Annotated in this window: 18 protein-coding genes, 1 tRNA gene and 1 pseudogene; 10 read left to right on the top strand and 10 right to left on the bottom strand. The window is 64.1% G+C overall.

Annotation, left to right across the window (positions count from 1 at the left end):
• Positions 1 to 794: 794 nt before the first annotated feature.
• The 3 genes and pseudogenes from NLM25_RS12345 to NLM25_RS12335 form a co-directional block, all read right to left on the bottom strand.
• Complete coding sequence (locus NLM25_RS12345; protein ID WP_254117061.1) at positions 795 to 1118, bottom strand: DUF736 family protein; 324 nt, start codon at positions 1116 to 1118, stop codon at positions 795 to 797.
• A 617-nt stretch (positions 1119 to 1735) separates the two neighbouring features.
• Positions 1736 to 2047 (bottom strand): DUF736 domain-containing protein, encoded by a 312-nt coding sequence (locus NLM25_RS12340; protein ID WP_254124209.1) that lies wholly within the window; start codon positions 2045 to 2047, stop codon positions 1736 to 1738.
• Between the two features lie 705 nt (positions 2048 to 2752).
• Positions 2753 to 4765: pseudogene (locus NLM25_RS12335) on the bottom strand (ParB/RepB/Spo0J family partition protein).
• Between the two features lie 1273 nt (positions 4766 to 6038).
• Between NLM25_RS12335 and NLM25_RS12330 the strand changes: the two are divergent.
• The gene (locus NLM25_RS12330; RefSeq protein ID WP_254117060.1) at positions 6039 to 7244 is read left to right on the top strand and encodes a hypothetical protein; all 1206 of its coding nucleotides are present in this window, start codon (positions 6039 to 6041) and stop codon (positions 7242 to 7244) included.
• A 281-nt stretch (positions 7245 to 7525) separates the two neighbouring features.
• Here NLM25_RS12330 and NLM25_RS12325 read toward each other — a convergent pair.
• Positions 7526 to 7600 (bottom strand) — tRNA-Gln (locus tag NLM25_RS12325).
• A 250-nt stretch (positions 7601 to 7850) separates the two neighbouring features.
• On the opposite strand from NLM25_RS12325, the gene NLM25_RS12320 reads away from it, so the two are divergent.
• Entirely contained in the window at positions 7851 to 9629 is a 1779-nt protein-coding gene (locus tag NLM25_RS12320; RefSeq protein ID WP_254137147.1) for an acyl-CoA dehydrogenase, read from the top strand.
• Between the two features lie 173 nt (positions 9630 to 9802).
• Here NLM25_RS12320 and NLM25_RS12315 read toward each other — a convergent pair whose 3' ends face one another.
• A complete protein-coding gene (locus tag NLM25_RS12315) occupies positions 9803 to 11038 on the bottom strand; it encodes an MFS transporter (RefSeq protein ID WP_254137146.1) in 1236 nt (411 codons plus the stop codon).
• Between the two features lie 310 nt (positions 11039 to 11348).
• Here NLM25_RS12315 and NLM25_RS12310 point away from each other — a divergent pair, with 310 nt between their 5' ends.
• The 8 genes from NLM25_RS12310 to NLM25_RS12275 all read left to right on the top strand — a co-directional run bounded on the left by NLM25_RS12310 (position 11349) and on the right by NLM25_RS12275 (position 20482).
• Entirely contained in the window at positions 11349 to 12107 is a 759-nt protein-coding gene (locus NLM25_RS12310) for an enoyl-CoA hydratase-related protein (protein WP_254117057.1), read from the top strand.
• Positions 12108 to 12322: 215 nt separating this feature from the next.
• A complete protein-coding gene (locus NLM25_RS12305; RefSeq protein ID WP_254137145.1) occupies positions 12323 to 13981 on the top strand; it encodes a bifunctional UDP-sugar hydrolase/5'-nucleotidase in 1659 nt (552 codons plus the stop codon).
• 133 nt (positions 13982 to 14114) lie between these two features.
• Positions 14115 to 15044: a histone deacetylase family protein gene (locus tag NLM25_RS12300; RefSeq protein ID WP_254137144.1), complete on the top strand. Its 930-nt coding sequence runs from the start codon at positions 14115 to 14117 to the stop codon at positions 15042 to 15044.
• A gap of 73 nt (positions 15045 to 15117) precedes the next feature.
• Complete coding sequence (locus NLM25_RS12295; RefSeq protein ID WP_027516568.1) at positions 15118 to 15369, top strand: exodeoxyribonuclease VII small subunit; 252 nt, start codon at positions 15118 to 15120, stop codon at positions 15367 to 15369.
• 590 nt (positions 15370 to 15959) lie between these two features.
• Positions 15960 to 17888: a 1-deoxy-D-xylulose-5-phosphate synthase gene (gene dxs / locus NLM25_RS12290; protein WP_254117054.1), complete on the top strand. Its 1929-nt coding sequence runs from the start codon at positions 15960 to 15962 to the stop codon at positions 17886 to 17888.
• Between the two features lie 37 nt (positions 17889 to 17925).
• A complete protein-coding gene (locus NLM25_RS12285; protein WP_254137143.1) occupies positions 17926 to 18480 on the top strand; it encodes a nucleoside 2-deoxyribosyltransferase in 555 nt (184 codons plus the stop codon).
• Positions 18481 to 18507: 27 nt separating this feature from the next.
• Complete coding sequence (locus tag NLM25_RS12280) at positions 18508 to 19242, top strand: TlyA family RNA methyltransferase (protein ID WP_254137142.1); 735 nt, start codon at positions 18508 to 18510, stop codon at positions 19240 to 19242.
• The gene (locus tag NLM25_RS12275) at positions 19235 to 20482 is read left to right on the top strand and encodes a methyltransferase (RefSeq protein WP_254141166.1); all 1248 of its coding nucleotides are present in this window, start codon (positions 19235 to 19237) and stop codon (positions 20480 to 20482) included. The genes NLM25_RS12280 and NLM25_RS12275 overlap by 8 nt, the downstream gene beginning before the upstream one ends.
• A gap of 40 nt (positions 20483 to 20522) precedes the next feature.
• Here the strand turns inward: NLM25_RS12275 and NLM25_RS12270 are convergent, their stop codons facing one another.
• From NLM25_RS12270 to NLM25_RS12250, 5 genes are read right to left on the bottom strand one after another with little or no spacing between them, the layout of a single operon-like run.
• Positions 20523 to 21374: an ABC transporter permease gene (locus NLM25_RS12270; protein WP_254137141.1), complete on the bottom strand. Its 852-nt coding sequence runs from the start codon at positions 21372 to 21374 to the stop codon at positions 20523 to 20525.
• 2 nt (positions 21375 to 21376) lie between these two features.
• Positions 21377 to 22225 (bottom strand): ABC transporter ATP-binding protein, encoded by an 849-nt coding sequence (locus NLM25_RS12265; RefSeq protein ID WP_254137140.1) that lies wholly within the window; start codon positions 22223 to 22225, stop codon positions 21377 to 21379.
• Positions 22222 to 23265 (bottom strand): ABC transporter substrate-binding protein, encoded by a 1044-nt coding sequence (locus tag NLM25_RS12260; protein WP_254137139.1) that lies wholly within the window; start codon positions 23263 to 23265, stop codon positions 22222 to 22224. The genes NLM25_RS12265 and NLM25_RS12260 overlap by 4 nt, the downstream gene beginning before the upstream one ends.
• 38 nt (positions 23266 to 23303) lie before the next feature.
• Positions 23304 to 24521, bottom strand: coding sequence for a CaiB/BaiF CoA-transferase family protein (locus NLM25_RS12255; protein ID WP_254137138.1), 1218 nt, complete (start codon positions 24519 to 24521; stop codon positions 23304 to 23306).
• Positions 24518 to 25453 (bottom strand): hydroxymethylglutaryl-CoA lyase, encoded by a 936-nt coding sequence (locus NLM25_RS12250; protein WP_254117046.1) that lies wholly within the window; start codon positions 25451 to 25453, stop codon positions 24518 to 24520. The genes NLM25_RS12255 and NLM25_RS12250 overlap by 4 nt, the downstream gene beginning before the upstream one ends.
• Between the last annotated feature and the right edge of the window lie 67 nt (positions 25454 to 25520).

The following is a 25520-nucleotide window of genomic DNA, read 5'->3' as shown; positions in this document are numbered from 1 at the left end:
TGAGCATGTTGTGGCGATACGTAGGGCGCCAATAGCGCCAAATCTTGGATGTGCAGACAACCACTTAGCCGCTCTTCGGCGACAGTGCTTTTATCTTGCCCTACTCCCTCTGCTCATTGTTGCTCGCTCAACCTTCTTCTGTTTGAAGAACTCGTATCTGCTGATCTACGGATCAGCAGACAAATCTCCCATCTTTTTGTCTGTAAAAGAGGGAGATATGCGATGAACAGTAGTGCGGATCATCGCGGAGGATCCACCAATAGCGCCTGCAAAAACACCTGGGCTGGTGGCCGATTCATGCCGCGACTTGGCAGTTGATTTGCGAAGCCCACACTGTTTGCGACGCTTGCGATAGCGATCGTTACCCGAAGGGCCGAGACACCCGGAGGGTGGCTCGGTGAGGAGCGAAGCGACGAGTAGAGCGCGAGCCGAAGGCATCGCCCATACGCCATGTGCAGCCGCCGGACGCTTACTTGGTCGTCTGTGCGCTTAATCTCAGCGTTTTCTCCCTCTGCTCACAACAAGGTCCTGGCACCGGCGCCAGACGACGTAACCAACCGCAAGATTTGAAAGCCCCGTCGAGCGTTTTGGAGAGACGATACGTAGCCGAAACATGAGAATTTAAGCCCGGAAGATCGCCTGTTGGACCCTTTGAGCGCTTGCAAACAGGCGAGAATTCTCACGTCGGCGGACTGCGTTCTTCGAGCCGAAGCCGTCGAATTTTTCTCAAGAAAACTGCTGCCCTGGAGACAGGAAAGGGCTCCCGCGCGGTACGCGGGAGCCCTTGTTTCGACCTAGTCGACAGGATTCCAGACGAGAAAGTAGCCGCCGTCACCGTTAAGGCCGACGGTTCGACCAAGGTTGGTGCAGAGCTTACGGCCCCCAAGGCCGGGTGCTGCGAGCGACAAGCTGAGGTAGTCCGTTCCAAAGCTCTCGCCGCTCAAAATCCGACCGGATCCGACCTCGACCCCGTGGGCGAAGATGCGAAAGTCCGGCGTGATATCGCCCGACTTATCGCGGTTGGGCACGATGTCAATGTGGGCGCAGATGGGCAGCAATTTGAGCTCGCCGCTGAAGCCGCCGTCCATTGTGCGGGTGACGAATCCGATCGCGGTCATGGTCTGTCTCCTTCGTTGCCGCAGGGGCCGATGCCCTGCGATGGCGAGACCGTCATGGCGGTTGGCCCCCATCCGAACCCTCGGGGCGAAGCGCAGCGGCGCACCCGAGCCCGTTCCTTTTTTGCAGCGAAGCGGCCGCGAGGAGCCGCACTTCCGGCGGGGAAAAAAGGAGCGTGCGAGGGTTTCGGATGAGGGACGGCCGCCATAGGTCGTAGCGCCATAAGCAGGGCAACGCGCCCTTGGAGGAAGGAGGGAGGCCTTGCCGCACAGCGCTATTCACCCGCACAAACGGCGCTTCAGCGCCAATTTTCTCGCCGAGAAAGCTCCTCTGTTTCGCATCCAAGCCGTGGGGCTGGTCTTGCATCTCAAGTCGGCATCGGCGCGATCAGTCGACCGCGCAAAGGGCGATCGAGCTCGCCAATCGCTCAAAGAAGACCCGCCCGGAAGCTCGTGAATTCGTCATTCGGCGCCTCAAACCGGCTTCAAGTTGCGCCACAAATCCATGGCAGCGTGCCTTTTTTTCGAGGAAGAAATCCCCTCCTGCCCTTCTTCTAAAGCGATGCAAGCAACGCAAAACGGCCCCGCCTCCGAGGAGGCGGGGCCGATGATCCCGGCGATCAGTCGCCGCTGCGGCGTGACCAGATCAGGCTGAAACCTTCTTCGCCTTCGATCTTCACCAGCGAGGCGTAGATCGGAGCCGGGAAGCTCGGATCGTCAAGCTTGACCGAGAGATATTCGCGGTCGCTGTCGCGAACGGTCTTCTTCCAGGCGGCACCGAATTCGGTTGCACCTGCGAAAATCCTGAAGTCGGGAGCCTTGTCGTTGTCCTTCTCGGAGGCCGCGAACTTGGCCTTGATGTTCAGCGTCAGCGTCTTGATCGAGCCGGTGTAGCCGTTGTCCGAAGCGGTGAAAGTGCCGATGGTCGCCATGGTGATCTCCGTCTGTCTGTTGTTCGGGCCGCGCCCATCGCAGCCTCGATGGCGATCCTTGGCCCGGGGGGCGATCGGCCCGCAGCCCTTGGGCCCGCAGCGCAGCGGAGGACGGCGAAAGCCTGCTTTTTTGTCTTCCGCGAGGAATGCCGCCGCTCGGCGGCAGGGGAAAAAAGCAGGCGTCAGCCGTTGCGGGAAGGCGATCGAGGCTCTTGCCGTCCCTCGGGCCTGATCAGCCAATCGAGTTGCGTTGGACGCGCGCCCATGACCTGGACTGACGGCGATGACCATGGCTGCCAACGCTCGGTGCAGCATGGGAAACGGCGGGTCGATCAAAGAAAAGCCGACGTCCGCTCATCAATCAAAGCACGATGCACCGGACAAACCAAGCGAGCTAGATCGCATTTTCGCATCAGCAAACGACGGCGCCGGCCAGGATTATTCGCGCGATTGCGCGTCGGATACGCGAGGTCCAGACACGATCAGAACCCCAACCTGAGCGCTGGCCGCTGCCAAAAGGGAGGCATGGCACAGCCACGCTGGCCGCTGCAACGGCGTAGATCGGACCGATCGTAGCCCGCATTTGGAGACGGGCTAGCATGCGTGATCGCCGGTTTCGCTCCGACTGAACCGGCCGCGCGCCGTAAGGTGCGCGGCCGGATTTTGAAGGAAGCCGGGGGCGTCCTCGCGCCCCCGGCTCTGCTCTTACTCCGCCGCTTGCGAGGAGAAATCGTGACCTTGCACCGTGTCTGGCGCACCGGCCTGATCCTGCGTCTTGGCCGTGCGCAGCAACGGCGGCAACCAGTCGGTTGCCGCCAGCAACTGCTCAGCGGCCGCCGCCATCTCGACCTTTTTCATCCCCGACAAGCGGCCGGCGGCCTCCTCACTAACGCCTTCGCGGACAGCCTCCAGAATGCCCGCCTTGGTGACCCGGCCGAGATAGGATTGCACCGTCAGCCGCCAGTATCCGGTCATGTCGAGGTCGACGGCTCCGGCCAAACGGCCAGCCACCGCCAACGCGCGGGGCCTCAGGTCAAATGGCAATTTGACCGCATTGACCGTCAATGCCGCGCAATGTGCAAACAGCGCCATGCGGCTGTCGTGGTCGAGTTCGGCCACGAATTCCCACAGTCTGGCGACGTCTCGGGGCATTTGCCGCGCCCAATTGGCGTGGCGATCCGACCACGCTTTGCCGGCCGGAGTGTCCTCGATCCCGACCGCATGCGTGGCCAAATCCGTCTTGACTGGTTGGATGCCAACCACATGGGCATTGGCCCCAACATAAAAGATTTGTGCTGCGAGCGCATGCGTAACTGCCACGATGGCAACGTCCGGCTGCTCTCCAAGATTGACGCAGCCCCAAGGTACGATGCGCGGTGAGGTCACGAACGAGTGTGTCGGACAGCTTCTGTTCTTCTTCGTCCTCTTCGCTTTCCGCCTCTTCTCCTTCACCATCACGCGTGGCTTGGTCGTCCCCATCGCGCTCCTCATCCTGTGCCTGAGCCTCGCCGTCCAGCCCAGTTTCGGACTGGGGCTTCTCGTCTTCGCGGCGGATGAGACCGCGTTCGATCCTGATGGTACCGTCATGATTGAGCGTCACGAACGCGCCGCCGCGCGCGACATCGCCGGGATCGTAGGCCTGCCTTTTCGCTTCGAGTTGCTCGATTTGGCTCTCCAGTTCACCGAGCCGTGCATCCACCTCATCAGGCAATTCCTCGGCCGTTTGATGCTCTTCCGTCAGCCAATCAGAACTCAGTTTGAAGCGCTTGAAGAGCGGTCTGATCTTCCGCCGAAAGCTCGACCGGATGCGGGTAAGCGCGCTTCATCCCGTGGGCATGTGGGAAGTCGAGATGGGGCTCAGTCCACTTCCATCCCTCGGCCGCTCGAAGAGTGTCCGCCTCTCGGCCAAGCCGTGCCGTCACCAGCAAATCAAGCAGCGCCACGTCCTCTAGATAGCCGCCACGATCCTCGGTGAAGAGGTCGCGCAGAACCGTACCGCCTGCCTCGATATAAGCTTCAAGCCCGACAAACCGCACTCGGCGATCGGTCGCGGCGATATGGGTTTCGGTGAGGAGACGGCGGATCGTGCTCGGCTCACGGTCATAGGAAAGACGCTCGTAGACACTTTCCTGCCGAACCACGTCGCCTGTGATGGCAAACGCCATCAACTGATCAAGAGCCAGATTGCCATCCCTATAGAGCTGAACCAACCGTGGCGAAACTGATCCCAATCGCAGCCGTTGCCGCACCACGTGAGCCGTCACGCCAAAGCGAGCGGCGATCTCCTCCGCACCAAGGCCGCGCTCCTCCGCGAGCCTCCTGAACGCCTCGAACTGGTCAGCAGGATGCATGTTTTCCCGGGTGACATTCTCGTCCAGGCTAATTTCGTGTGGATCGTTTGCGGTGTCGATGATGCAACGGATAGGCTCAGTCTTCTTGATCTCCTTCCGCTTCACCCGCAGCAGCTGGGCAAGCCGCCTGCCCTCGCCGATGGTCACCAAATAGAACCCCGTAGCCACGCCCTCACCGTCCAGTTCGGGCTCGACCACCAGATTTTGCAGGATGCCTTTCGCGGCGATGCTCGCCGCATAACCCTCAATCGCCGCCTCGCTATGCGCAGTCTTGCGCGCATTGTTGGGAGACTTTTTTGGGCTTGTTGAGCGGGATAAACGTCTCCCTCCCGCTCACGGGAATGATTTCAACTGACTTGGCCGACATGATCATTCTTCCTTTTGCTTCCATGGGTGCAAGGCGCACCACGCGCCTGCACCCTGCCCGTCGGCGAGACTGGGGGTAGCAAGTGCCAGGGCGACCCGAGCGGAGGGGTATCTCCCGCCCGGAAGGGCCGCTCGCGCGAGCGGGTCTGCACAAGCGATTGCCTGAAGTCCGAAGGAGGCTGGTTGAAACAAGCGCGGAAGACTGGGGAGACCGCTCGGGGCGGCGCCGGCAAAGCCGGCGCTTCACCCTGGCGCGCGCGAGGGGCAACGCCCCTGAGATCTCAATCAAGAGAATGGTGAGCAGGTCAGCATAAGTGAGAACAAAAGATCGAAAACGAAAGCAAGAGTGAGCAAATCAAAAGAGGCACCCGCAAGAGGGTCAGCATAGCGCCGACGCGGAACGCGGCGGGACCCGGGACCGAGTGCAGTCGCGAGACCGGTTCAAAAAGGCACCCGCGCGATGGGCAGTGATAACGGTGCCGCGAAGCGGCAGCCCTTCGTGCGAGTGCCTCCGGCGAGCGACACATTATATATCTGCTGCTTGCTTCCGCGAGGGATCGAAGCCGAACGGCCGAGACGCAACGCGGCTCGGTCCACGAGACCCCGGTTCGCATGCGAACGCGCTACCGCCGATCAACAGCTATCACTGAAGATCCAGCCTGCTCCAGCCGCAGAATGCCTTTTATTGAAGGCACAAGGGGTCGAAACCGCGTGGCAGCGGCGGATAACACGATTATGATCCGCATGACCTAGCGCCAGCTACTCGGACGAAGGGCCACACAAGCGGCGTGACTTGGGCGCACAATGCAGCAACCTTGCTTTGCTTGCAGTTGAGCAACTCGTGCACCCATGTTTGATTGGGATCAAACAGCTCCGCCATCGTCATTCCCGGCGCTGCTCATCCAGCTTCATTGAACTCAGCGTTTTGGTTCGGCAATGCGGCGCTCTGCCATCATTCCAGTTGGTGCTTGGCCGCGTCGCATGCCAGCCGCGATTGCAGCTGGTTATTGTGGTGAGCCGACCACAGAATCCTTTCTAAAACGGGTTGGTTCGGAGTATCCTCAGCCACGTGTAAAAGAAGGACGACGTCAACTGTGGTTGAGAGACGATCTAGACCGAGCTATTGCCCCGGACCTGGCGCCGGGCGACCTCGCCGAGGATTTGTAGCGCTGGAGCGCCCTCTGCCGCGGTTCGTGGAAGTGCGCCGACTTGCCCGCAGTCCACTTGGATTCTACTTCCGCATTCCCACGCATTACCGCAAACTTGGATGCGAGATGGCCAACGAGCCATTGGGCACAAGCTATGATGTGGCGTGCGGTGACGACGGCAAAGGAGGCCGCGCCGCGACACTCAACGCGCTGTTCGATGAATGGAACGATCGTCGCAAGGGTGATCCGGTCGAGCAAGGCAAGATCGCGCGCTATGGCACGCTCGATTGGCTGTTTCGGCAATACAAAACAGAGAAGGCCTATACCGAGAAGGTCTCGCCGCGATCGCGGCCAGACTACGAACGCATTATGCAGATGATTTGCGATACCGTCGGTAAGAGCGGCCGGCGTATTGGCGAGCGACAGATCCGGGAAGTTACGCCTAGAGCAGCTGACAAGATCTACGACAGGATCATCAACGGGCCGAACGGTCTTAGGCTGCGGCAAGGCGAAAAGGTCGTCGGGCTGTGCCGCAAGGTTTGGCGCATCATGGGCCGCCTGCACCCGGACCTGTTCGATAAGAAGCACCCGAATCCCTGGAATGATTTTACTCTCAAATCCCGGACCAAGACCAAGAAGCATGCGGTCTCGCGCGAAGAGGTCTACCGGTTTGCGTGGGGTTGCATCGAGCATGGCCGGCCCGAGCCGGCCGCTGTTGCGGTCATCTGCTTTGAATGGCTGCAGCGGCCGGAGAATGTCGTGGCCGGGTTTTTGACCTGGCCAGATTACCGCAGCAAGAACTGGCCACATGCGGTGCGGATCGAGCACCACAAGAACAAGTCCCTGGTCTGGCATCCTCTGGAAGAAAAGCAGGATGGTGAAGTCGTCAAGTTCTATGCCGAAGCAGAAGACATCTTGGGCCATCTCCCCAAGATCGGCGTTCCCATGATCATGCGTCGGATCGAGCGCGGGGAATCCAAGGGAGCAGCGAAAGTCTGGTCTTACCCCGGGATGGAAAAAGTCGTTCAGCAGATGCGCAAGAAGATCGAAGGCGTGTCCAAGCTGTTCACGCTCGACGCATGCCGACATGGCGGCATGACTGAATTGGAAGAAGCCGAGTTGACGGATGGTCAAGGCCGCGCGCTGTCGGGACACAAAACAGCACAAGCTTATCGCGGCTACGCCAAGGAAACGATGCAACGCGCCTTGGCGGCGACCCGCAAGCGGCACGCACATCTCCTAGCGCAAAAGCAAGTTGAGCAACGGGATAGCGACGTAGCTGAAGCTCAAGACCAGACCGGCGACGGCAATATCCGCCAAAGCGCTTCCTGAGCAACACCAGGCGCCTCACCCCGACTGCCGATCCTCGCGCGAAGGGATCAAGTCGATACGCGCTGCCCCACTGCGGCAGTTGATGCGCGTTGCCCGCTTCTCACCGTAATGACACGTTGAAGAACATGCGGTGGGCCATGTGCAACCGACCTGGCATGCAGGTGGCGGGGAAACGAAAACAGCACAGAATTTCCAAATGCCCGGGCAAACGAATTTCCAAACGCGCTCACAACGCGACTGAGAACAAAGCTGATTTGGAAGGAAATTCAGGGCGTTGCACCTGGCTGGGGCGGGAGGGATCGAACCTCCGAATGGCGGAATCAAAATCCGCTGCCTTACCGCTTGGCTACGCCCCAACAGGCGACCAGGGAACGGGGCGGAAGAACTGGCTACCGCAGATTCCCTTTGGTCGCAGCCGGTCTATAGGGAGCGGCGCAGCATTTCAACCGCCTGGAGGGGCAAATTACCGCGGGCCGTCGGCTCGGGACGGCGCCACACCTTATTATAGGCCCCGGCAAGGGCCCGGTGCGGTCCCGTATCGCGGCCATTGAGACCTCCCCCGTTTCATGGGAATACGGCGCCAATATCTATCCACGGGAGTGAGCCATGACCTACCGCGCGCCGATCTCTGACATGCTGCTGTCGCTCAACCATGGCGCCGGCCTGAAGGCTGCCGTGGAGGCCGGCCATTACGGCGATTTCGACGGCGACATCGTTGCCGCCGTGCTGGAGGAAGCCGGCAAGTTCGCAACCGACGTGCTGGCGCCGCTCAACAAGGTCGGCGACGAGCACGGCATCAAGCTCGACGCCGGCAAGGTCACGACCGCGCCGGGCTGGCCGGATGCCTACAAGCGCTGGACCGAGGGCGGCTGGAACGCGGTCTCAGGCCCGGAAGATTTTGGAGGTCAGGGCCTGCCGCTCGCGATCAACGCGGCCTGCACCGAGATCTGGAGCGCCTCCAACGTCGCCTTCGGCCTCTGCCCGCTGCTGACGGCGTCGGCGATGGAGGCGCTGGATGCCCATGGCAGCGACGAGCTGAAGAAAATCTATCTCGAAAAGCTCATCTCCGGCGAGTGGACCGGCACGATGCAGCTCACCGAGCCGCAGGCCGGCTCCGACGTCGGCGCGCTGCGCACCCGCGCCGAAAAGCAAGCCGACGGCACCTATCGCATCAAGGGGACGAAGATCTTCATCACCTATGGCGAGCACGACATGACCGACAACATCGTGCATTTCGTGCTGGCGCGGCTGCCGGACGCGCCCGCCGGCACCAAGGGGATCTCGCTCTTCCTCGTGCCGAAGTTCATGGTCAATGAAGACGGCTCGCTGGGGCAGCGCAACGACATCTTTGCCTCTGGCGTCGAGCACAAGCTCGGCATGCACGCCTCCCCCACCTGCACCATGACGATGGGCGACAATGGCGGCGCGATCGGCTTCCTGGTCGGCGAGGAGAACCAGGGTATGCGCTGCATGTTCACGATGATGAACCAGGCCCGCCTCGGCGTCGGCCTCGAGGGCGTCGGCGTCGCCGACCGCGCCTATCAGCAGGCCTTGTCGTATGCGCAGGAGCGCAAGCAGGGCCGCGCCGTCGGCAAGAAGGGCGATGGCTCGGACGCGATCTTCGTACATCCCGACGTCAAGCGCATGCTGATGCGGATGCGGGCGCAGACCGCCGCCGCGCGCACCATCTGCTATGCGACCGCGGTCGCGATCGACATCTCGACGCGCGCCAAGGACCCGAAGGTTCGCGCGGACGCCGCCGCCCGCGCGGCGCTGCTGACGCCGATGGCCAAGGGCTATTCCACCGACATCGGCAACGAGGTCGCCTATCTCGGCGTGCAGGTGCATGGCGGCATGGGTTTCATCGAGGAGACCGGCGCGGCACAGTATTATCGCGATGCGCGCATCACCGCGATCTACGAGGGCACCAACGGCATCCAGGCGATCGATCTCGTCACGCGCAAGCTCGCGGCCAATGGCGGCGCTGCGGTATGGACGCTGCTCGACGAGCTCTCGGCTACCGTGAAGCAGGTCGAAGCCTCCAACGATCCCGCTTTCGGCACCACGGGTCCGAAGCTGCGCGAGGCACTGGAGGCGCTGACGCGCACCAGCAAGTGGCTGCTGGAGCGCATGGCCTCCGCGCCGAACGAAGCACTCGCCGGCGCGACGCCGTACTTGCAGCAGTTCGGCGCCACGCTCGGCGGCTGTATGCTGGCCTCCGAAGCGCTTGCCGCGAAGGCCGGCGGCAATACCGAGGCCGCGCGCTACGTCTCGCTCGCGCGCTTCTTCGCCGAGAACATCAGCGTGCAGGCCGGCGCGCTCGAGCGCACGGTGACGGAGAGCGCGGAGTCGGTCGCTGCGGCGGATGCGGTGTTGCTGGGGTAAGGGATACGGCTGCCACCGCGATATATGAGGAGGCCTCTCCTCCTCTCCATTGTCATTCCCCGCGACGGCGGGGAATCCAGTACGCCGCGGCTTCCCGATTCAGTAACTGCTCTCTCGGAATACTGGATCGCCCGCCTTCGCGGGCGATGACAGCGAATATGTGGAATCCGTAGCTACGAAGCGGCGAGCTTCGCCCGTCGCCCCGGCCGCCACAGCACGATTCCGGCCGCGACGAGATCCAGCGCCACACACAGCGCGAACGCCGTCGTGTAGTTGCCCGTAAAACTCCGCACGAGGCCGATGATGCCGGGGCCGAAGGCGCTGACGATGCCGCTGATCGACGTGCCCAACCCCATCGCGGCGGCGAAGGCGGCGGCACCGATCTCGCGCTGGATGATCAGGGGCGGGAACGTGATCATGTTGCCGATCGAGAAGCCGTAGACGGCGCAACAGATGAGCAGCACGGTCGGGCTCGTGCTTTGGAGCAGCACGAACAAAGCCGCCGCTTGGCTCGTCATCGACGCCGCGCAGGCGAGCCTGGGATCGAGCCGGTCGACGAACAGGCCGAGCGACAGGCGGCCGACCACCGCCATTGCCGCCATGAGGGTGACCGCGAGGCCGGCACTGGCGCGGCCGATCAGCGGCTCGAGGAACGTCACCTGGTGGATGATGAATCCCATCTGCGCCAGCAGCGCAATCGCGATCGGCAGCACCATGGTCCAGAACGCCGCGTTGGCGAGCAGCGTCTTGCGGGAATGGGTCGGCGCCGCCGTGGCGGCGGACGATCGCTCGCCCGATGCAGGCGACGTCTGTGCCGGCCAGCCGATGAAGATGACGACCACAGGCAGCACCAGCACCACCATCGCCATCGTGGCGGCCAGCATGGCCGACCGGAAGCCGATGCTGCCGGTCAGCGACAGCAACAGCGGTACGAGGACGATGCCGCCGCAGGTCGCGCCGTTGAAGGCGAGGCTGAGCGCGAGCCCGCGGCGCCGTTCGAACCAGGCGTTCAGCACGGTCGCGATCACCACGGTGCCCATGCCGGTCCAGCCGACTGACATCAGCGCATAGGCGAGATAGAGCTGCCAGGGCGTCTGCATCAACGCCAGCAGCACGGTCGAAGCGCCGAGCGCCGACAGGCCACACAGGATCAGCGCGCGCAGCCCGATGCGGCCGAGCAGATCGTCGGTGAAGATGACGAGAACGGAGGTCAGGAGAAACGAGAAGGTGCTGGCGGCGGAGACCAGCGTGCCCGGCCAGCCATGGGCGCGCTGGAGCTCGGCGAGATAGACGCCCTGGCCGTAGAGGCCAAAGCCGAACATGAAGAACGCCATCAGGAAGCAGGCCAGCACGACGCGCCAGCCGTGATAGCGCAGCGAGGATTCGTCAACGCCCGTTGTGGCAATCATCAATCGAGCAATCGGCCAAATGGGATGGCATCAGGTGGGATCGTGCCCCACAACCACCGGTTTTTCAAATGAAACATTGTAGCCATTTGTTGCAATGCGCAACTGCATGTGCGAAGCGATACAACCGGCCTGATCCGGCGCAGTGCGGTTCCGCAACGGGAGAGAGCCGCGGCGGCGGCATGCGCCGGGATCACGGGGATGGGCCCTGAAAAGGCCGGGCGGGCGGATTGGCACGCCTGCAAGATGATGTAGGCTGAGGCTTGCGAGACTCGCCAAAGGCAAGCGTCGCGGCGACGCGCAGGGGGTTTTCATGCCGAATGGCAATATCGTCGTCACCGAAGAGCGCGGAACGCGCGTGATCACCCTGCGCCGCCCGAGCAAGAAGAACGCGATCACGCAGGACATGTACCGCGAGATGAGCCGCGCGATCGACACCGCGCAGAACAATCCCGACATCCGCTGCATGATCATCACCGGCGGCTCCGGCGTGTTCACCGCCGGTGACGACATCGACGACTTCATGCATGCCGACACGTCGCGCCCCGAGACGCTGTCGGACGGCGCAAAATTTCTCTATTCGCTTGCCCTCAACGTCAAGCCCATCATCGCAGCCGTGGACGGCGCCGCGATCGGCATGGGCACCGTGATGCTGTTCCACTGCGACTATGTGCTGGCCTCGAACGCGGCGACCTTCTCCGCGCCCTATATCCATCTCGGCCTCGTTCCGGTCGGCGCCGCCAGCCTGTTGATGCCGAACACGATGGGCTACCAGCGTGCCTTCGCGATGCTGGTGATGGGGCGGACTTTCACCGCTGCGGAGGCGCATGCGGCGGGCTTCGTCAACACCGTGGTCTCGCCGGGACATACCGAGGTCGAGGCGCGCAAGGTTGCTCGCGAGATCTGCCGGCTTCCGGCGGAAGCGGTCGCGACCTCGCGCAAATTGCTGCGCACCCCGCCCGAAGAGCTCACCCGCCGCATCGACCAGGAAGGCCATCTGTTCGGCGAGCGGCTGAAGTCGGACGAAGCGATCGCCGCGTTCAACGCATTTGCGAACAGGAAGAAGCGGTAGGGGCGCACTTTCCCCCCGCCAGTCTGGAATCGTAGGGTGGGCAAAGGCGCATTTGCGCCGTGCCCACCATCTCGCGAGGACAGCGAAAGACGTGGGCACGCTTCGCTTTGCCCACCCTACGAGACTGTGGTTGGGGGCAGAACCCCACATCTGGCCGCGGCACATTCACGACAATGCTTCGTGAAAACTTCGCGCGGAACGACTAGTCTGGTTCCATGCGACATCTTCTCCGCCTGACCACCCTCACGCTCGCACTCGCCACGATCCCCGCCGCGGCCCAGACCGCAGCGCCGGTCGAGCTGCGCGTCCTCGCGATCAACGATTTCCACGGCAATCTGCGGCCGCCGCCGGGCGGAATCCGGATCGGCGATCCCGAGGACAAGGCCAGGAAGGTGACGGTGGCGGCGGGCGGCGCCGAATACATGGCGACGCTGGTGAAGCAGCTGCGCGAGGGGCACAAGAACACGATCTTCGTCGCCGCCGGCGACCTGATCGGCGCAAGCCCGTTCCTGTCGGCAATGTTTCACGACGAGCCCTCGGTCGAGGCGCTCTCGATGATGGGACTTGCGATCACATCGGTCGGCAATCACGAGTTCGACGAGGGCAAGACCGAGCTGTTGCGGATGCAGAACGGCGGCTGTCATCCGGTCGACGGCTGCCAGGGGCCGCATCCGTTCACGGGCGCCAAATTCCGCTATCTCGCGGCCTCCACCATCGAGACCGCGACCGGTAGAAGCGTGCTGCCGCCCTACGAGATCAGGGAGTTCGAGGGCATCCCCGTCGCCTTCATCGGGCTCACCTTGAAAGAGACCGCGGGCATCGTCTCGCCCGCCGGCATCGCAGGCCTCGAGTTCCGCGACGAGGCCGAGACGGTGAACGCGCTGGTGCCACAGCTCAAGGCGCGCGGCGTCGAGGCGATCGTGGTGCTGATCCACCAGGGCGGCGAGCCCTCGGGCGACTACAATGAATGCCCTGCGATTACGGGGCCCATCGTCGATATCGTGAAGAAATTCGACCGCGCCGTCGACGTCGTCGTCAGCGGCCACACGCACCGCGCCTATGTCTGCAATATCGACGGGCGGCTCGTCACCAGCGGCGACAAATACGGCACGCTGGTCACCGCGATCGACCTCAAGCTCGATCCTGTGACGCGCGATATCGTCAGTGCCAAAGGCGAGAACGTCATCGTCGCCAATGCCTCGCTGGCGAAGGATCCCGAACAGACTGCATTGATCGAGGCTTACGACAAGCTCTCCGCACCGATCGCCAATCGCCCGGCCGGATCGGTGACGCAAACGCTGTCGCGCGTTCCGAACGAGGCCGGCGAGAGCGCGCTCGGCGACGTCATCGCGGACGCGCAGCTTGCCGCCACCAGGGAGGCCAGGGACGGCAGCGCGGTGATCGCGCTGACCAATCCCGGCGGCATCCGCACCGACATCATCCCGAAGGAGAACGGCGCCATATCCTTCGGCGATGTTTTCGCCAGCCAGCCGTTCCGCAACCGCCTCGTCACCATGACGCTGACAGGCAGCCAACTCAAGGACATGCTGGAGCAGCAATGGCTCGATCCGAAGCGGCCGCGGATTCTCCAGGTCTCGAACGGCTTCAGCTACACCTGGGATGCGACCAAGCCATTCGGCGAGCGCATCAGCCTCGAGAAGATGATGCTCAACGGCAGGCCGGTCGAGCCTGGAAGCGGCTACCGCGTCACCGTCAACGATTACCTCGCCGTGGGCGGCGACGGTTTCACGGTCGCCAAGCAAGGCACGGCGCCGCAATATGGCGGCTACGACGCGGACGCCCTGTTCGCCTTCTTCAGGGCGCACGGACCGATCGGTCCGCTGCCGCTCACCCGCATCCTCCGCGTGAATTGATTCGGATCAAACGGACCGGTCCGGGACAATCCTTTGCCATTCCAGACCAAGTGCATAGATTGGGTTTTGCATTGCGTTTTGGCGCCGGATGCGCCAACGACGTCAAGAGCCCGCATCCCATGAGGCCGACCTGATGAGCACGCTTCTCCTCTCCCACAAGGCCTGCCTCGACCACGTCACGCCGCCCGGACACCCCGAAAGACCCGACCGCCTGCGGGCGGTCGAAGAAGCGCTATCGCACGAGCGCTTCCAGTTCCTGGTGCGCGACCAGGCGCCGGAAGGCGATCTCGATCTCGTCACGCTCTGCCACAACGAGCATTACGTCACCGAGCTGCGCCACATCGCGCCGACCAGCGGTCAGGTCTATATCGACGGCGACACCTCGATGTCGCCGGGCACGTGGGAAGCGGTCATGCGCGGCGTCGGCGGCGCGGTGGCCGCGACCGAAGCCGTGATGAATGGCGAGCATCGCAACGCCTTCGTCGCGGTGCGCCCGCCCGGGCACCACGCCGAGATCGGCAAGCCGATGGGCTTCTGCTTCTTCGACAATGTCGCGATCGCCGCGCGTCATGCGCAGCGCAAATACGGCATCAAGCGTGCGGCCATCGTCGATTTCGACGTGCATCACGGCAACGGCACGCAGGACATCTTCTGGTCGGACCCGACCGTGATGTACTGCTCGACGCATCAGATGCCACTGTTTCCGGGTACCGGTGCGAAGGGTGAGCGCGGCGAGCACGACACCATCGTCAATGCGCCGCTCGCCTCCGAAGACGGCGGACCCGAGTTCCGCGCCGCGTTCGAGCATCTGATCCTGCCGCAGCTCGAAAAATTCAGCCCCGAGCTTGTCATCATCTCCGCGGGCTTCGATGCGCATCACCGCGATCCGCTGGCCTCGCTGAATTTGCGCGCGGAGGACTACACCTGGGTCACGCGCAAGCTGATGGACCTTGCCGACAAGAGCGCCGGAGGGCGCGTTGTCTCCGTGCTCGAGGGCGGCTATGACCTGCAAGGATTGAAAGAATCTGTTACGGCGCATGTCGGCGCCCTGATGGGCGCCTGACGATCCCGCCACACTAAGCCCGCAAAACGCCCCTTCTCTGCAAGGAATGCGAATCGGGCAATCGGAAACGGATATGGCCGAAAATACCCAAATCGACGTCTCCAGGCTCACCTTCGAGCGCGCGATCGAGGAACTCGAAACGATCGTGAAGCGGCTCGAGGACGGCAAGGTGCCGCTCGAGGAATCCGTGACGATCTACGAGCGCGGCGAGGCGCTGAAGCGCCGCTGCGAGGAATTGCTGCGCCAGGCCGAGGCGCGAGTCGACAAGATCACCACCGATGCCAGCGGTCAGGCCACCGGAACCGCGCCGCTCGACGTGCAGTAAGGGCGGCCGTTCAAAGCCGCCCGTCTCAGGCATCGGCCGCCTGCATTTTTTCATGATCGCACGCGGCTGATTTCGCTCATGGGGCCGGGGCGGCCCGCCGGAAAGGTCGCGGAACTCGCTCGCGGGGGGCCTCTCGCCCTCCGAATCCGTCCAAAATGGCCTTCCATTCGCCCAAAATCCTGCCGAAGAACCGGGCAAAGATTGGAACCCTACAGCTGGGACCAGGATTAACCACTCTGGCCCGCGGGTTGCAGGTGCATGCCGGTAATCGGTCCGGCGGGTTGGCTTTGGCCCAAGCTTTGGTGTAAAGCTGCGCGGAGTGTGGCTTTTTGTAAGCCTTGCGTGGGCACCGATTACCGACGACAAGCGCTTCAATCTGCTAGTGAATTGGCTGGGACGGACGAAGCCGATCTAAGTGACAGGGATCACAGAGACTGAACCGGAGCGCACCTGAGCTCACCTAAGCTTGAAGACGGGGCCTCGCCCCATGCAGGTGGCTCCGACGGTTTTAGGACTCGCGCTGCGCCGATATTGTGCAAACCCATCGCGCACCGGAACGATCTTCCGGCGCTGACAAATTGGAAATCGCCGTGAACGCATACAGTAAAACGCCGCTTCTCGACACCATCCAGACGCCGGATGACCTGCGCAAGCTCAAGATCGAGCAGGTTCGTCAGGTTGCCGACGAGTTGCGGCAGGAGACCATCGACGCCGTCTCGGTGACCGGGGGTCACTTCGGCGCGGGCCTCGGCGTGGTCGAGCTGACCACCGCGATCCATTACGTCTTCGACACGCCGCGCGACCGGCTGATCTGGGACGTCGGCCACCAGGCCTATCCGCACAAGATCCTCACCGGCCGGCGCGACCGCATCCGCACGCTGCGCACCGGCGGCGGCCTGTCCGGCTTCACCAAGCGCAGCGAGAGCGATTACGATCCGTTCGGCGCGGCACATTCCTCGACCTCGATTTCCGCCGGCCTCGGCATGGCGGTCGCGCGTGACCTCTCCGGCGGCAAGAACAACGTTATCGCCGTAATCGGTGACGGCGCGATGTCGGCGGGCATGGCCTATGAAGCCATGAACAACGCCGGTGCGATGAACTCGCGCCTGATCGTGATCCTCAACGACAACGACATGTCGATCGCGCCGCCGGTGGGTGCCATGAGCGCCTATCTGTCGCGGCTCTACTCCGGCAAGACCTATCGCACGCTGCGCGATGCGGCCAAGCAGATCAACAAGCGCCTGCCCAAGATCATCGCCAACCGCGCCAACCGCGTCGAGGAATATTCCCGCGGCTTCATGATGGACGGCGGCACGCTGTTCGAGGAGCTCGGCTTCTATTACGTCGGCCCGATCGACGGCCACAATCTCGACCATCTCCTGCCCGTGCTGAAGAACGTGCGCGACATGGAGACCGGCCCGATCCTGGTCCACGTCGTGACGCAGAAGGGCAAGGGCTATGGCCCGGCGGAAGCCTCCGCCGACAAGTACCACGCCGTCGTCAAGTTCGACGTCGCGACGGGCACCCAGGCCAAGGCCAAGCCGAATGCGCCGGCCTACCAGAACGTGTTCGGCCAGAGCCTCGTCAAGGAAGCCCAGAAGGACGACAAGATCGTCGCCATCACCGCGGCGATGCCGTCCGGCACCGGCGTCGACATCTTCAACAAGGCCTTCCCGGACCGCACCTTCGACGTCGGCATCGCCGAGCAGCACGCGGTGACGTTCGCCGCCGGTCTTGCGAGCGAAGGCTACAAGCCGTTCTGCGCGATCTACTCGACCTTCCTGCAGCGCGGCTACGACCAGATCGTGCACGACGTCGCGATCCAGAACCTGCCGGTCCGCTTCGCCATCGACCGCGCTGGCCTCGTCGGCGCCGACGGCGCGACGCATGCCGGCTCGTTCGACAACGCCTATCTCGGCTGCCTGCCGAACATGGTGATCATGGCGGCGGCGGATGAGGCCGAGCTGGTGCACATGGTGGCGACCCAGGTCGCGATCGACGACCGTCCGAGCTCGCTGCGCTATCCGCGCGGCGAAGGCCGCGGCATCGAGATGCCCGAAGTCGGCGTTCCGCTCGAGGTCGGCAAGGGCCGCATGATCCGCCAGGGCAGCAAGATCGCCCTGCTCTCCTTCGGCACGCGCCTCGCCGAATGCGAGAAGGCGGCCGACGAACTCGCCGCCCACGGCCTCTCGACCACGATCGCGGATGCGCGCTTCATGAAGCCGCTCGACACCGAGCTGGTTCTCAAGCTCGCCCGCGACCACGAGATCCTGATCACGATCGAGGAAGGCTCTGTCGGCGGTTTCGGCTCGCATGTCGCGCAGTTCCTGACCGACCAGGGCGCGCTCGACAGCGGCATGGTGCGCTTCCGCTCCATGGTGCTGCCCGACGTGTTCCAGGACCACGACACGCCGGCCGCGATGTACGGCCGTGCCGGTCTCGACGCCAAGGGCATCGTCGCCAAGGTGTTCGAGGCGCTCGGCAAGGACGTCAAGACCGAGACGGTCAAGCTCGCCTGAAGGCGAGCTTCGACCTTCGGCAAAGCGGCTCACGGCCATGAAAATCTATCTGGCAGGTCCCGACGTGTTCCTGCCGGATGCGGTTGAGATCGGCCGGCGCAAGGCCGCGATCTGCGCCGCGCACGGCCTCACCGGCCTCTTCCCCCTCGACAACGCGATCGACCTCACCGCGCCCGACGCCTCGCGGCAGATCTTCTGCGGCAACGAGGCGATGATGGACGAGGCCGATGTCATCATCGCCAATCTCACGCCGTTCCGCGGCGCTGGCGCCGATCCCGGCACGGTCTACGAGCTCGGCTACATGGCCGGCCGCCGCAAGTTCTGTCTGGCCTATTCCAACGACGGCGCCGCCTATGCCGACCGTGTCGGCCGCTTCGTGGACGTGACCTCCGAGGACGGACGGCTGGTCGATGCACAGGGGCTGACGGTCGAGGATTTTGGTCTCGTCGACAACCTCATGATGATCCATGCGCTGGAACTGCACGGCTGCCCGCTGGTGACGCCGGCGCAGATGCCGATTGACGTCTGGCACGATCTGGCCGCGTTCGAGGCTTGCGTCCGGATGGCGGCCGCGCGATTGATCGCACCATAGACGTTTCAATCGTCGTCCGGAGAGCCGATGTCCCCTGCCCGCAAACGTGCGGATGTGTTGCTGGTCGAGCGCGGCCTGTTCGAGAGCCGGGCGCGGGCGCGCGCGGCGATCGAGGCCGGGCTCGTCACCGCCGACGGCAAGCAGGTCGCAAAACCCTCGGAGACGATCGCCGAGGACGCGGTGATCCAGGCCGAGCCGGCGCAACCTTACGTCTCCCGTGGCGGCGTCAAGCTCGCCGGCGCGCTGGAGCGCTACAGCATCGAGATCGAGGACCATGTCTGCCTCGACGTCGGCGCTTCCACCGGCGGCTTCACCGAGGTGCTGCTGGCGAACGGCGCCAGCCTGGTGTTCGCAATCGATGTCGGCACCAGCCAGTTGCATCCCTCGCTGCGCGACCATCCCAAGATCGTGTCGATGGAGGAGACCGACATCCGCAGCTATGACGGCAAGCGGCTGCCGGCGCGGCCCGATGTCGTCGTCATCGATGTCAGCTTCATCTCGCTCAAGACGGTGCTGCCCGTGGCGCTGTCGCTGGCAGCGGCGCCGATGAGCCTGCTGGCGCTGATCAAGCCGCAGTTCGAGGCCGAGCGGAAGCACAACAAGAAGGGCATCATCCGCGACGCCGCCGTGCACCGGGAGATCTGCGACGACATCGCGGCCTTCGCCGCCTCGCTCGGCTGCACCGATATCGAGGTGTTCCCCTCCCCGATCACGGGCGGCGACGGCAATGTCGAATTCTTCCTGGGCGCGCGCCGTGGTTGAGCGCGTGAGGATCGATCACGTCGGCCATCGCGGCGACGGCGTCTGCCTCGAGGCCGGCGAAGCGATCTACGTGCCCTACACGCTCGGCGGCGAGACCGTCGAGGTCGACCACGTCGCCGGCAACCATCCCGACCGGCGCAAGCTGCTCGCGGTCGATGTCGCCAGCCCCGATCGCATCGAGCCGTTCTGCCCGCATTTCGGCATCTGCGGCGGCTGCGCCATCCAGCACTGGGCGCCCGAACCGTACCACGCCTGGAAGCGCGGCATCGTGGTCGAGACGCTGGCCCAGGCCGGCATCGACTGCGAGGTGGCGCCGCTGGTCGATGCCCATGGCGCGGGCCGCCGGCGCGTCACGCTGCACGGCCGGTTCGGCACGCACGACGTCCTCAAGGTCGGCTTCTCGGCGGCGAGCTCGCACGACGTGATCCCGATCCATCGCTGCCCGATCCTCGATCCCGGGCTCGAGGGTGCGCTCGACGCCGCCTGGGCGCTTGCCGAACCGCTGACGTCCAGAATGCCGGTGACGAAGCCGCTGGACATCCAGGTCACCGCGACCGCCAACGGCCTCGATGTCGACGTCCGCGGCTCCGGCCCGCTGCCGACACCGCTCGTCACTGCACTCTCGCGCGTCGCCGAGCAGCATCGCCTGGCACGGCTGACGCGGCATGGCGAGCTGGTGCTGCAGCGTCTGCCACCGACGGTCAAGATGGGCCGCACTGACGTGACATTGCCGCCGGGCTCGTTCCTGCAGGCAACGGTCGCGGGCGAGGAGGCGCTGGCGTCTCTCGTCGCCGAGCGCGTCGGCAAGGCCAAGGAGGTTCTCGATCTCTTCTGCGGCGTCGGTCCGTTTGCGCTGAGGCTCGCCGAGAAGGCCCGCGTCACCGCCTATGACAACGACGCCGGCGCCGTCGCCGCGCTTGTGAAGGCCGCGCGCACACCCGGGCTGAAGCCGGTCAAGGCCGAGCCGCGCGACCTGTTCCGCCGCCCGCTGGTGCCGCCGGAGCTGCGCGACTTCGACGCCGTGGTGTTCGATCCGCCGCGCCAGGGCGCGCAGGCGCAGGCGCTGAAACTCGCTGCGAGCAAGGTGCCCGTCGTGATCGCGGTGTCCTGCAACGCCGCAACCTTCGCCCGCGACGCGCGGCTCCTCATCGACGGCGGCTACAGGATCGAGACCGTGGTGCCGGTCGACCAGTTCCGCCACACGCCGCATGTCGAGCTGGTGGCCCGATTCAGCCGGTGACGCGGTACCTGCCGCCCACCGTCCGATTGCTTCCGGACTGCTAGGCCGACGGCTCGAATTGCGGCTGCCATCGCAGCAGGTAGGACTGCAGCGAACGCACGGCGATCGCCAGCACAATCCCGACGAACATCATGACGAAGATGGCGACCATCATCTCGCTGGCATTGGCGCGCGCCTCAGCCTCGATGATCAGCTTGCCGAGCCCGCGCTCGGCACCGATGAATTCGCCGACGATGACGCCGATCAGCGCAAAAGATACGGCCGGCAACAGCGACGCGAACACCCAGGCCAGTGCGGACGGGATCACGACCGTGCGCAGCACGGTGAATTCGCTGGCACCCAGCAGACGGGCGGCGGCGATCTGGTCGCGGTCGACCGCACGCGTTCCCTCAAAGGTATTGAAGAACACCACGAAGAAAACGACGAGCCAGGCAGTGGCAATCTTGGAGAGATCGCCAAGGCCGAAGATCAGGATGACCAGCGGCACCAGCGCGATGCGCGGTATCGAATTGAGCGCCACGACGTAGGGCCCGAACACGCGGGCAAGGAAGTCCGAACGGCCGAGGACCAGGCCAGCGGCGATTCCGCTCGCCGACCCGAACAGAAATCCCCACCAGGTGTTCTTCAGCGTGACGAGCGTGGCGAGCCACAGATTGTTGTCGCTGCCGTTGATGCAGGCGGCAAAGCCGGCGGAATCGGCAAAGCAGCCAAGCCGCAGGAAGCTCTGCCAGATCAGCGATGGCTTGGCGACGAAATACGGATCGAGGATTTTCGGCACATAGGCCTTCGGCAACAGCGCCTTGCTCCATTCAAAGCCCCACTGCCAGACGACGAGAACCAGTACGAGGATGGCCACTTGCCAGAACAGGACGGCGGTACGGCTGTTGGACATGGTCAGTCGGCCCTGGTGCGGCGGAATTCCTCGCCGAGGGAATGCCAGATGTGAGAGTAGAGGCGGCCGAATTCGGCGGTCCCGCGCACGGCCACGGGATCGCGCGGCCGCGGGATGGCGACGTCGAAGTCTTCCTTGAGCCTGCCGGGCCGCGCCGAGAGCAGGATGATGCGGCTCGCCAGCGTCAAGGCTTCGCCGAGATCGTGGGTCACGAACAGCACAGTCTGCCGCTCGCGTTCCCAGATCTCCAGCAGCGTCTTGTGCATCTCGAGCTTGGTGTGGGTGTCGAGCGCGCCGAACGGCTCGTCCATCAGCAGGATCTCGGGCTCCAGGATCAGCGTACGCATCAAGGCGACGCGCTGGCGCATGCCGCCGGACAGCATGCGGGGAAAGCTCTGCGCAAAACCCGAGAGCCCGGCCTTGTCGACGGCCGAGGCGACGCGCCCGGCGCGCTCGGTCCTAGGCAGCCCCGCGATCTCCAGCCCATAGCCGATGTTCTGCTCCACGGTTCGCCAGGGAAACAGCGTGTCGCGCTGGAAGACATAGCCGACCCTGGGGTTGACCTTGCCGGTCTCGACCGTGTCCTCATCGATCAGGATGCGTCCGCCCGAGCGCGGCAACAGTCCCGCGACCATGTTGAGGATGGTGCTCTTGCCGCAGCCGGAAGGACCGAGCAGCGCGACGAATTCACCCTGCTTGACCTCGAAGGAGACGTCGTCGACCGCGACGAACTCGCGGCCGGACGCGTTGAAGCGTTTGGCGAGAGCTTGCACCGCGATGCGGGTGCGCGGCGCGGCTCTCTCGTCCTCGTTTCGCGCGAGCGTAAGGCCCGGACCTGGCGCGGCGATCATTTGTATTTCGCCCTGGCCGCCTGGAGGAAGCTCATGTCGACGACATCCTCGTATTTCGTCTCGGGAATGTCGGTGCCCTTGCGGTACCAGGGCTTGGCGCCGCGTTCGAACGCGGCCTTGTCGATGACACCGTCATAGCCCCAGGTCGACTTGTCGAAGCCGAGCTCGGCGCTGACCGCATCGGGGTCGATGCCGGAGAAATATTTCGGCGTGACCAGCGCCTGCACGTCCGCCAGCGGCGTCGCTTTCACGAACGCCATCGCGCGGTAGATGGCATTGACATAGGCCTGCACCATCGCCTTGTCCTGCTCCACCGTGTCCTGCAGCGTGTAGATCACGAGTACGGGCAGCGTTCCGCCAAAATCCTTCTCGAACACGCCGGGTTTCGAGGTGTCGTAGATCGTCTTGCCAAAACCCTTCTTGTCGACTTCGACGACCCAGCTCGGCGGCGCCATGATGGCGTCGAACTGCTTGGTCTGCAGCGACGGAAACATCGTGTTGGGCCCGCCGCCGGCGACCCAGTTCACCTTGTCGCCGAGCCCGCGCGCCTCGAACACGTAGGTGCCGAACACCCAGGTGCCCGAGCCGATCGCGGTGGCCGCGACGATCGGCTTGGCGCCGTCTCGCTTGTACTCCGCAAGCTTCTCGACCGAATTGATGCCGCTCTCGTACAGGTCCTGCCGGACCATGATGTTGGCGTAAGAGCACACCATCTCGGTCGCGAGCAGGATCTTGCAGGGCTTGCCGCGCGCGCTGAGCTGGAGCGGATGGCTGGCATCGCCATGCGCGAACAATGCCTGTCCCGCCGCCAGCGTCTGGCGACCGAATGTGCCGGCGTTGCCGGTGATGAGTTTGGAGTCGAGTCCCTCGTCTTTGAAGTACCCCTTCAGCTCGGCGATCATGCCGATGGCATAGACCGGCGACACCGGCCCGAAGGCGAGCGACACCTGCTTGGTCTCGGCGCGGAGCTGCCCGGACAGCATCGATGCGCCGGCCAACGTGGAGCCTGCGATCAGCGCCTGGCGCCTGGTGATGTTCATGTGCTCCTCCCTCGGTTCTTGCTTGATCGATCTGTTCGTCAGGACGGCGTTGGCGCAATCCGGATCGTTCCTGCTCTCTGCAGCGTTTCGATTTCGCTCGACGACATGCCGATCTCGGTCAGGATCTCGCGCGTCTGCTCGCCGATCTGCGGCGGGTCGTAGCGGTTGGGCAGGCGGCGGCCGTCCATGGAGATCGGCAACAGCGGTGTCTTCGCCTCGCCGCCATCGGGCAGGTGAATGTCGGTCAGCCCGCCCGACTGGTTCAGATGCGGGTCATCGAAGAGATCGCCGGGCTTGTTCACCGGCGCGTAGGGCAGATCGAGCTGATCGAGGCGCGCAGCGAGATCGGCCTTGTCCCATTGCTTGAAGATCTTGGCGATCTCGGGGATCAGCCAGCCGCGATGGTCGACACGATCGTTGCTGGTCGCAAAGCGCGGATCGCCAAGCCAGGATTCGCGATCGAAGGCGCGGCAGAACGCCTCCCACTGCTCCTCACCGACGATGGTGACGAACAGCTTCGAGCCGTCCCTGGTGTCGAAGAGATCGTAGACCGGCCAGGGACTGTCCTTGATGGAATACGGGATCGAGGGTTGGCCGCTGACCACCTCGCACATCATGGCCTGCGCCATCAGGAACACGTTGTTCTCGTAGAGCGCACTCTGGATGTAGCGGCCGCGGCCGGTGCGCTGCCTCTCGGCCAGTGCGGCCTGGATCGCGATCACGCCGAACATGCCGCCCATGACGTCGTTGACCGAGGCGCCGGCGCGCATCGGCCGGTCCGGCAAGCCGGTCATGTAGGCGAGACCGCCCATCATCTGCACGACCTCGTCGAGCGCGAGGCGGTTCTCGTAGGGGCCGGGCAGATAGCCCTTGAGCGAGCAGTAGATCAGGCGTGGCGCAAAAGCGGCAACCGACTCGTAATCGAGACCGATCCGCTTCAGCAGGCCGGGCCGGAAATTCTCGATCAGGACGTCGCTGTCCTCGATCAGCCGCCGCGCGATGTTCTGGCCTTCCGCGGTCGACGTGTCCAACGCGATGCTGCGCTTGTTGCGGCTGTAGGTGGCGAAGAAGCCGGCCGCGGGACCCTTGAAATAGCGGGTGCGGTCGCCCTTGGGCGGTTCGACCTTGATCACGTCGGCGCCGAGATCGGCGAGGATCAAGCCACAACTCGGCCCCATCACCATCTGGCTGAACTCGATGACACGAATGCCGGCGAGCGGACGCAGCTCCGATACCGTCTCGGCCGCGACCGTCATGCCGCCCTCCGCAGCACCTTGGGAATGCCGGCCTCGTGCAGGTGCCCGGTCAGATGTCTTGCCGCGATATGGCGGGCCAGAATCTCGCGCGTCTGCATCAGGCGGTCCAGGTCGATGCCGGTGGAAAGTCCCATGCGTTCCAGCATGAACACGAGATCCTCAGTGACGATGTTGCCGCGGGCACCGGGAGCGAAGGGGCAGCCGCCAAGTCCCGACACCGCGGCGTCGAAACGCCGGATCCCGGCTTCGAGGCCGGCGACGGCATTGGCAAGGCCGGCGCCAAGCGTGTCGTGCAGATGAAGCCGCAGCGTCATTTGCGATCCGACGTCGCGCCTGACGGCTTCGACGATCTGCCTGATCAGTTTCGGGGTGGCATAGCCGACGGTGTCGGCGAGCCCGATCTCATCGGCGCCGGCTTCGGCAAAGGCGCGCGCGACCCGGCACACCGCCGCTTCACTCACTTCGCCTTCCAGCGAGCAGCCGAAGGAGGTGGAGATCGCGCCCATCAGGTGCGGCCGCCGGTCCGCCGGACAGGCGTCGATCGCGGCGCGGACCGCGCGAAACCCCTCGAGCTGCTCCTCGATCGAGCGGCGCACATTGGCGCGGTTGTGCGTCTCGCTGGCGGAGATGACGAAGTACACGGCGTCGACACCGGCGGCGATGGCGCGCTCGGCGCCCTTCACGTTCGGCACGAGTGCACCGATGGTCGCGGTCTTGTGCGCGAGGGCGTGCGCCATCACCGCGTCGACATCGGCGAATTGCGGCACGACCTTCGGCGGCACGAAGGATCCCGCGTCGATCTCGCGCATGCCGGCGGCGGCGATCACATCGATCAGCGCGCATTTGGCTTCGGTGGGAACGAACACGTCCAGGTTTTGCAGGCCATCGCGAGGGCCGACCTCGCAAATCAGGACATCCGGCGCATGCGCCATCGGGCTCTCCCTGGACTTGATTGTATATTATTGCATTAAAGAACAATCCATGGGACAATCTGTCAAG

This window comes from Bradyrhizobium sp. CCGB01 (assembly GCF_024199795.1).
In the GTDB taxonomy this organism is placed as follows: domain Bacteria; phylum Pseudomonadota; class Alphaproteobacteria; order Rhizobiales; family Xanthobacteraceae; genus Bradyrhizobium.
This window is presented reverse-complemented; position numbering and strand designations above follow the sequence as displayed.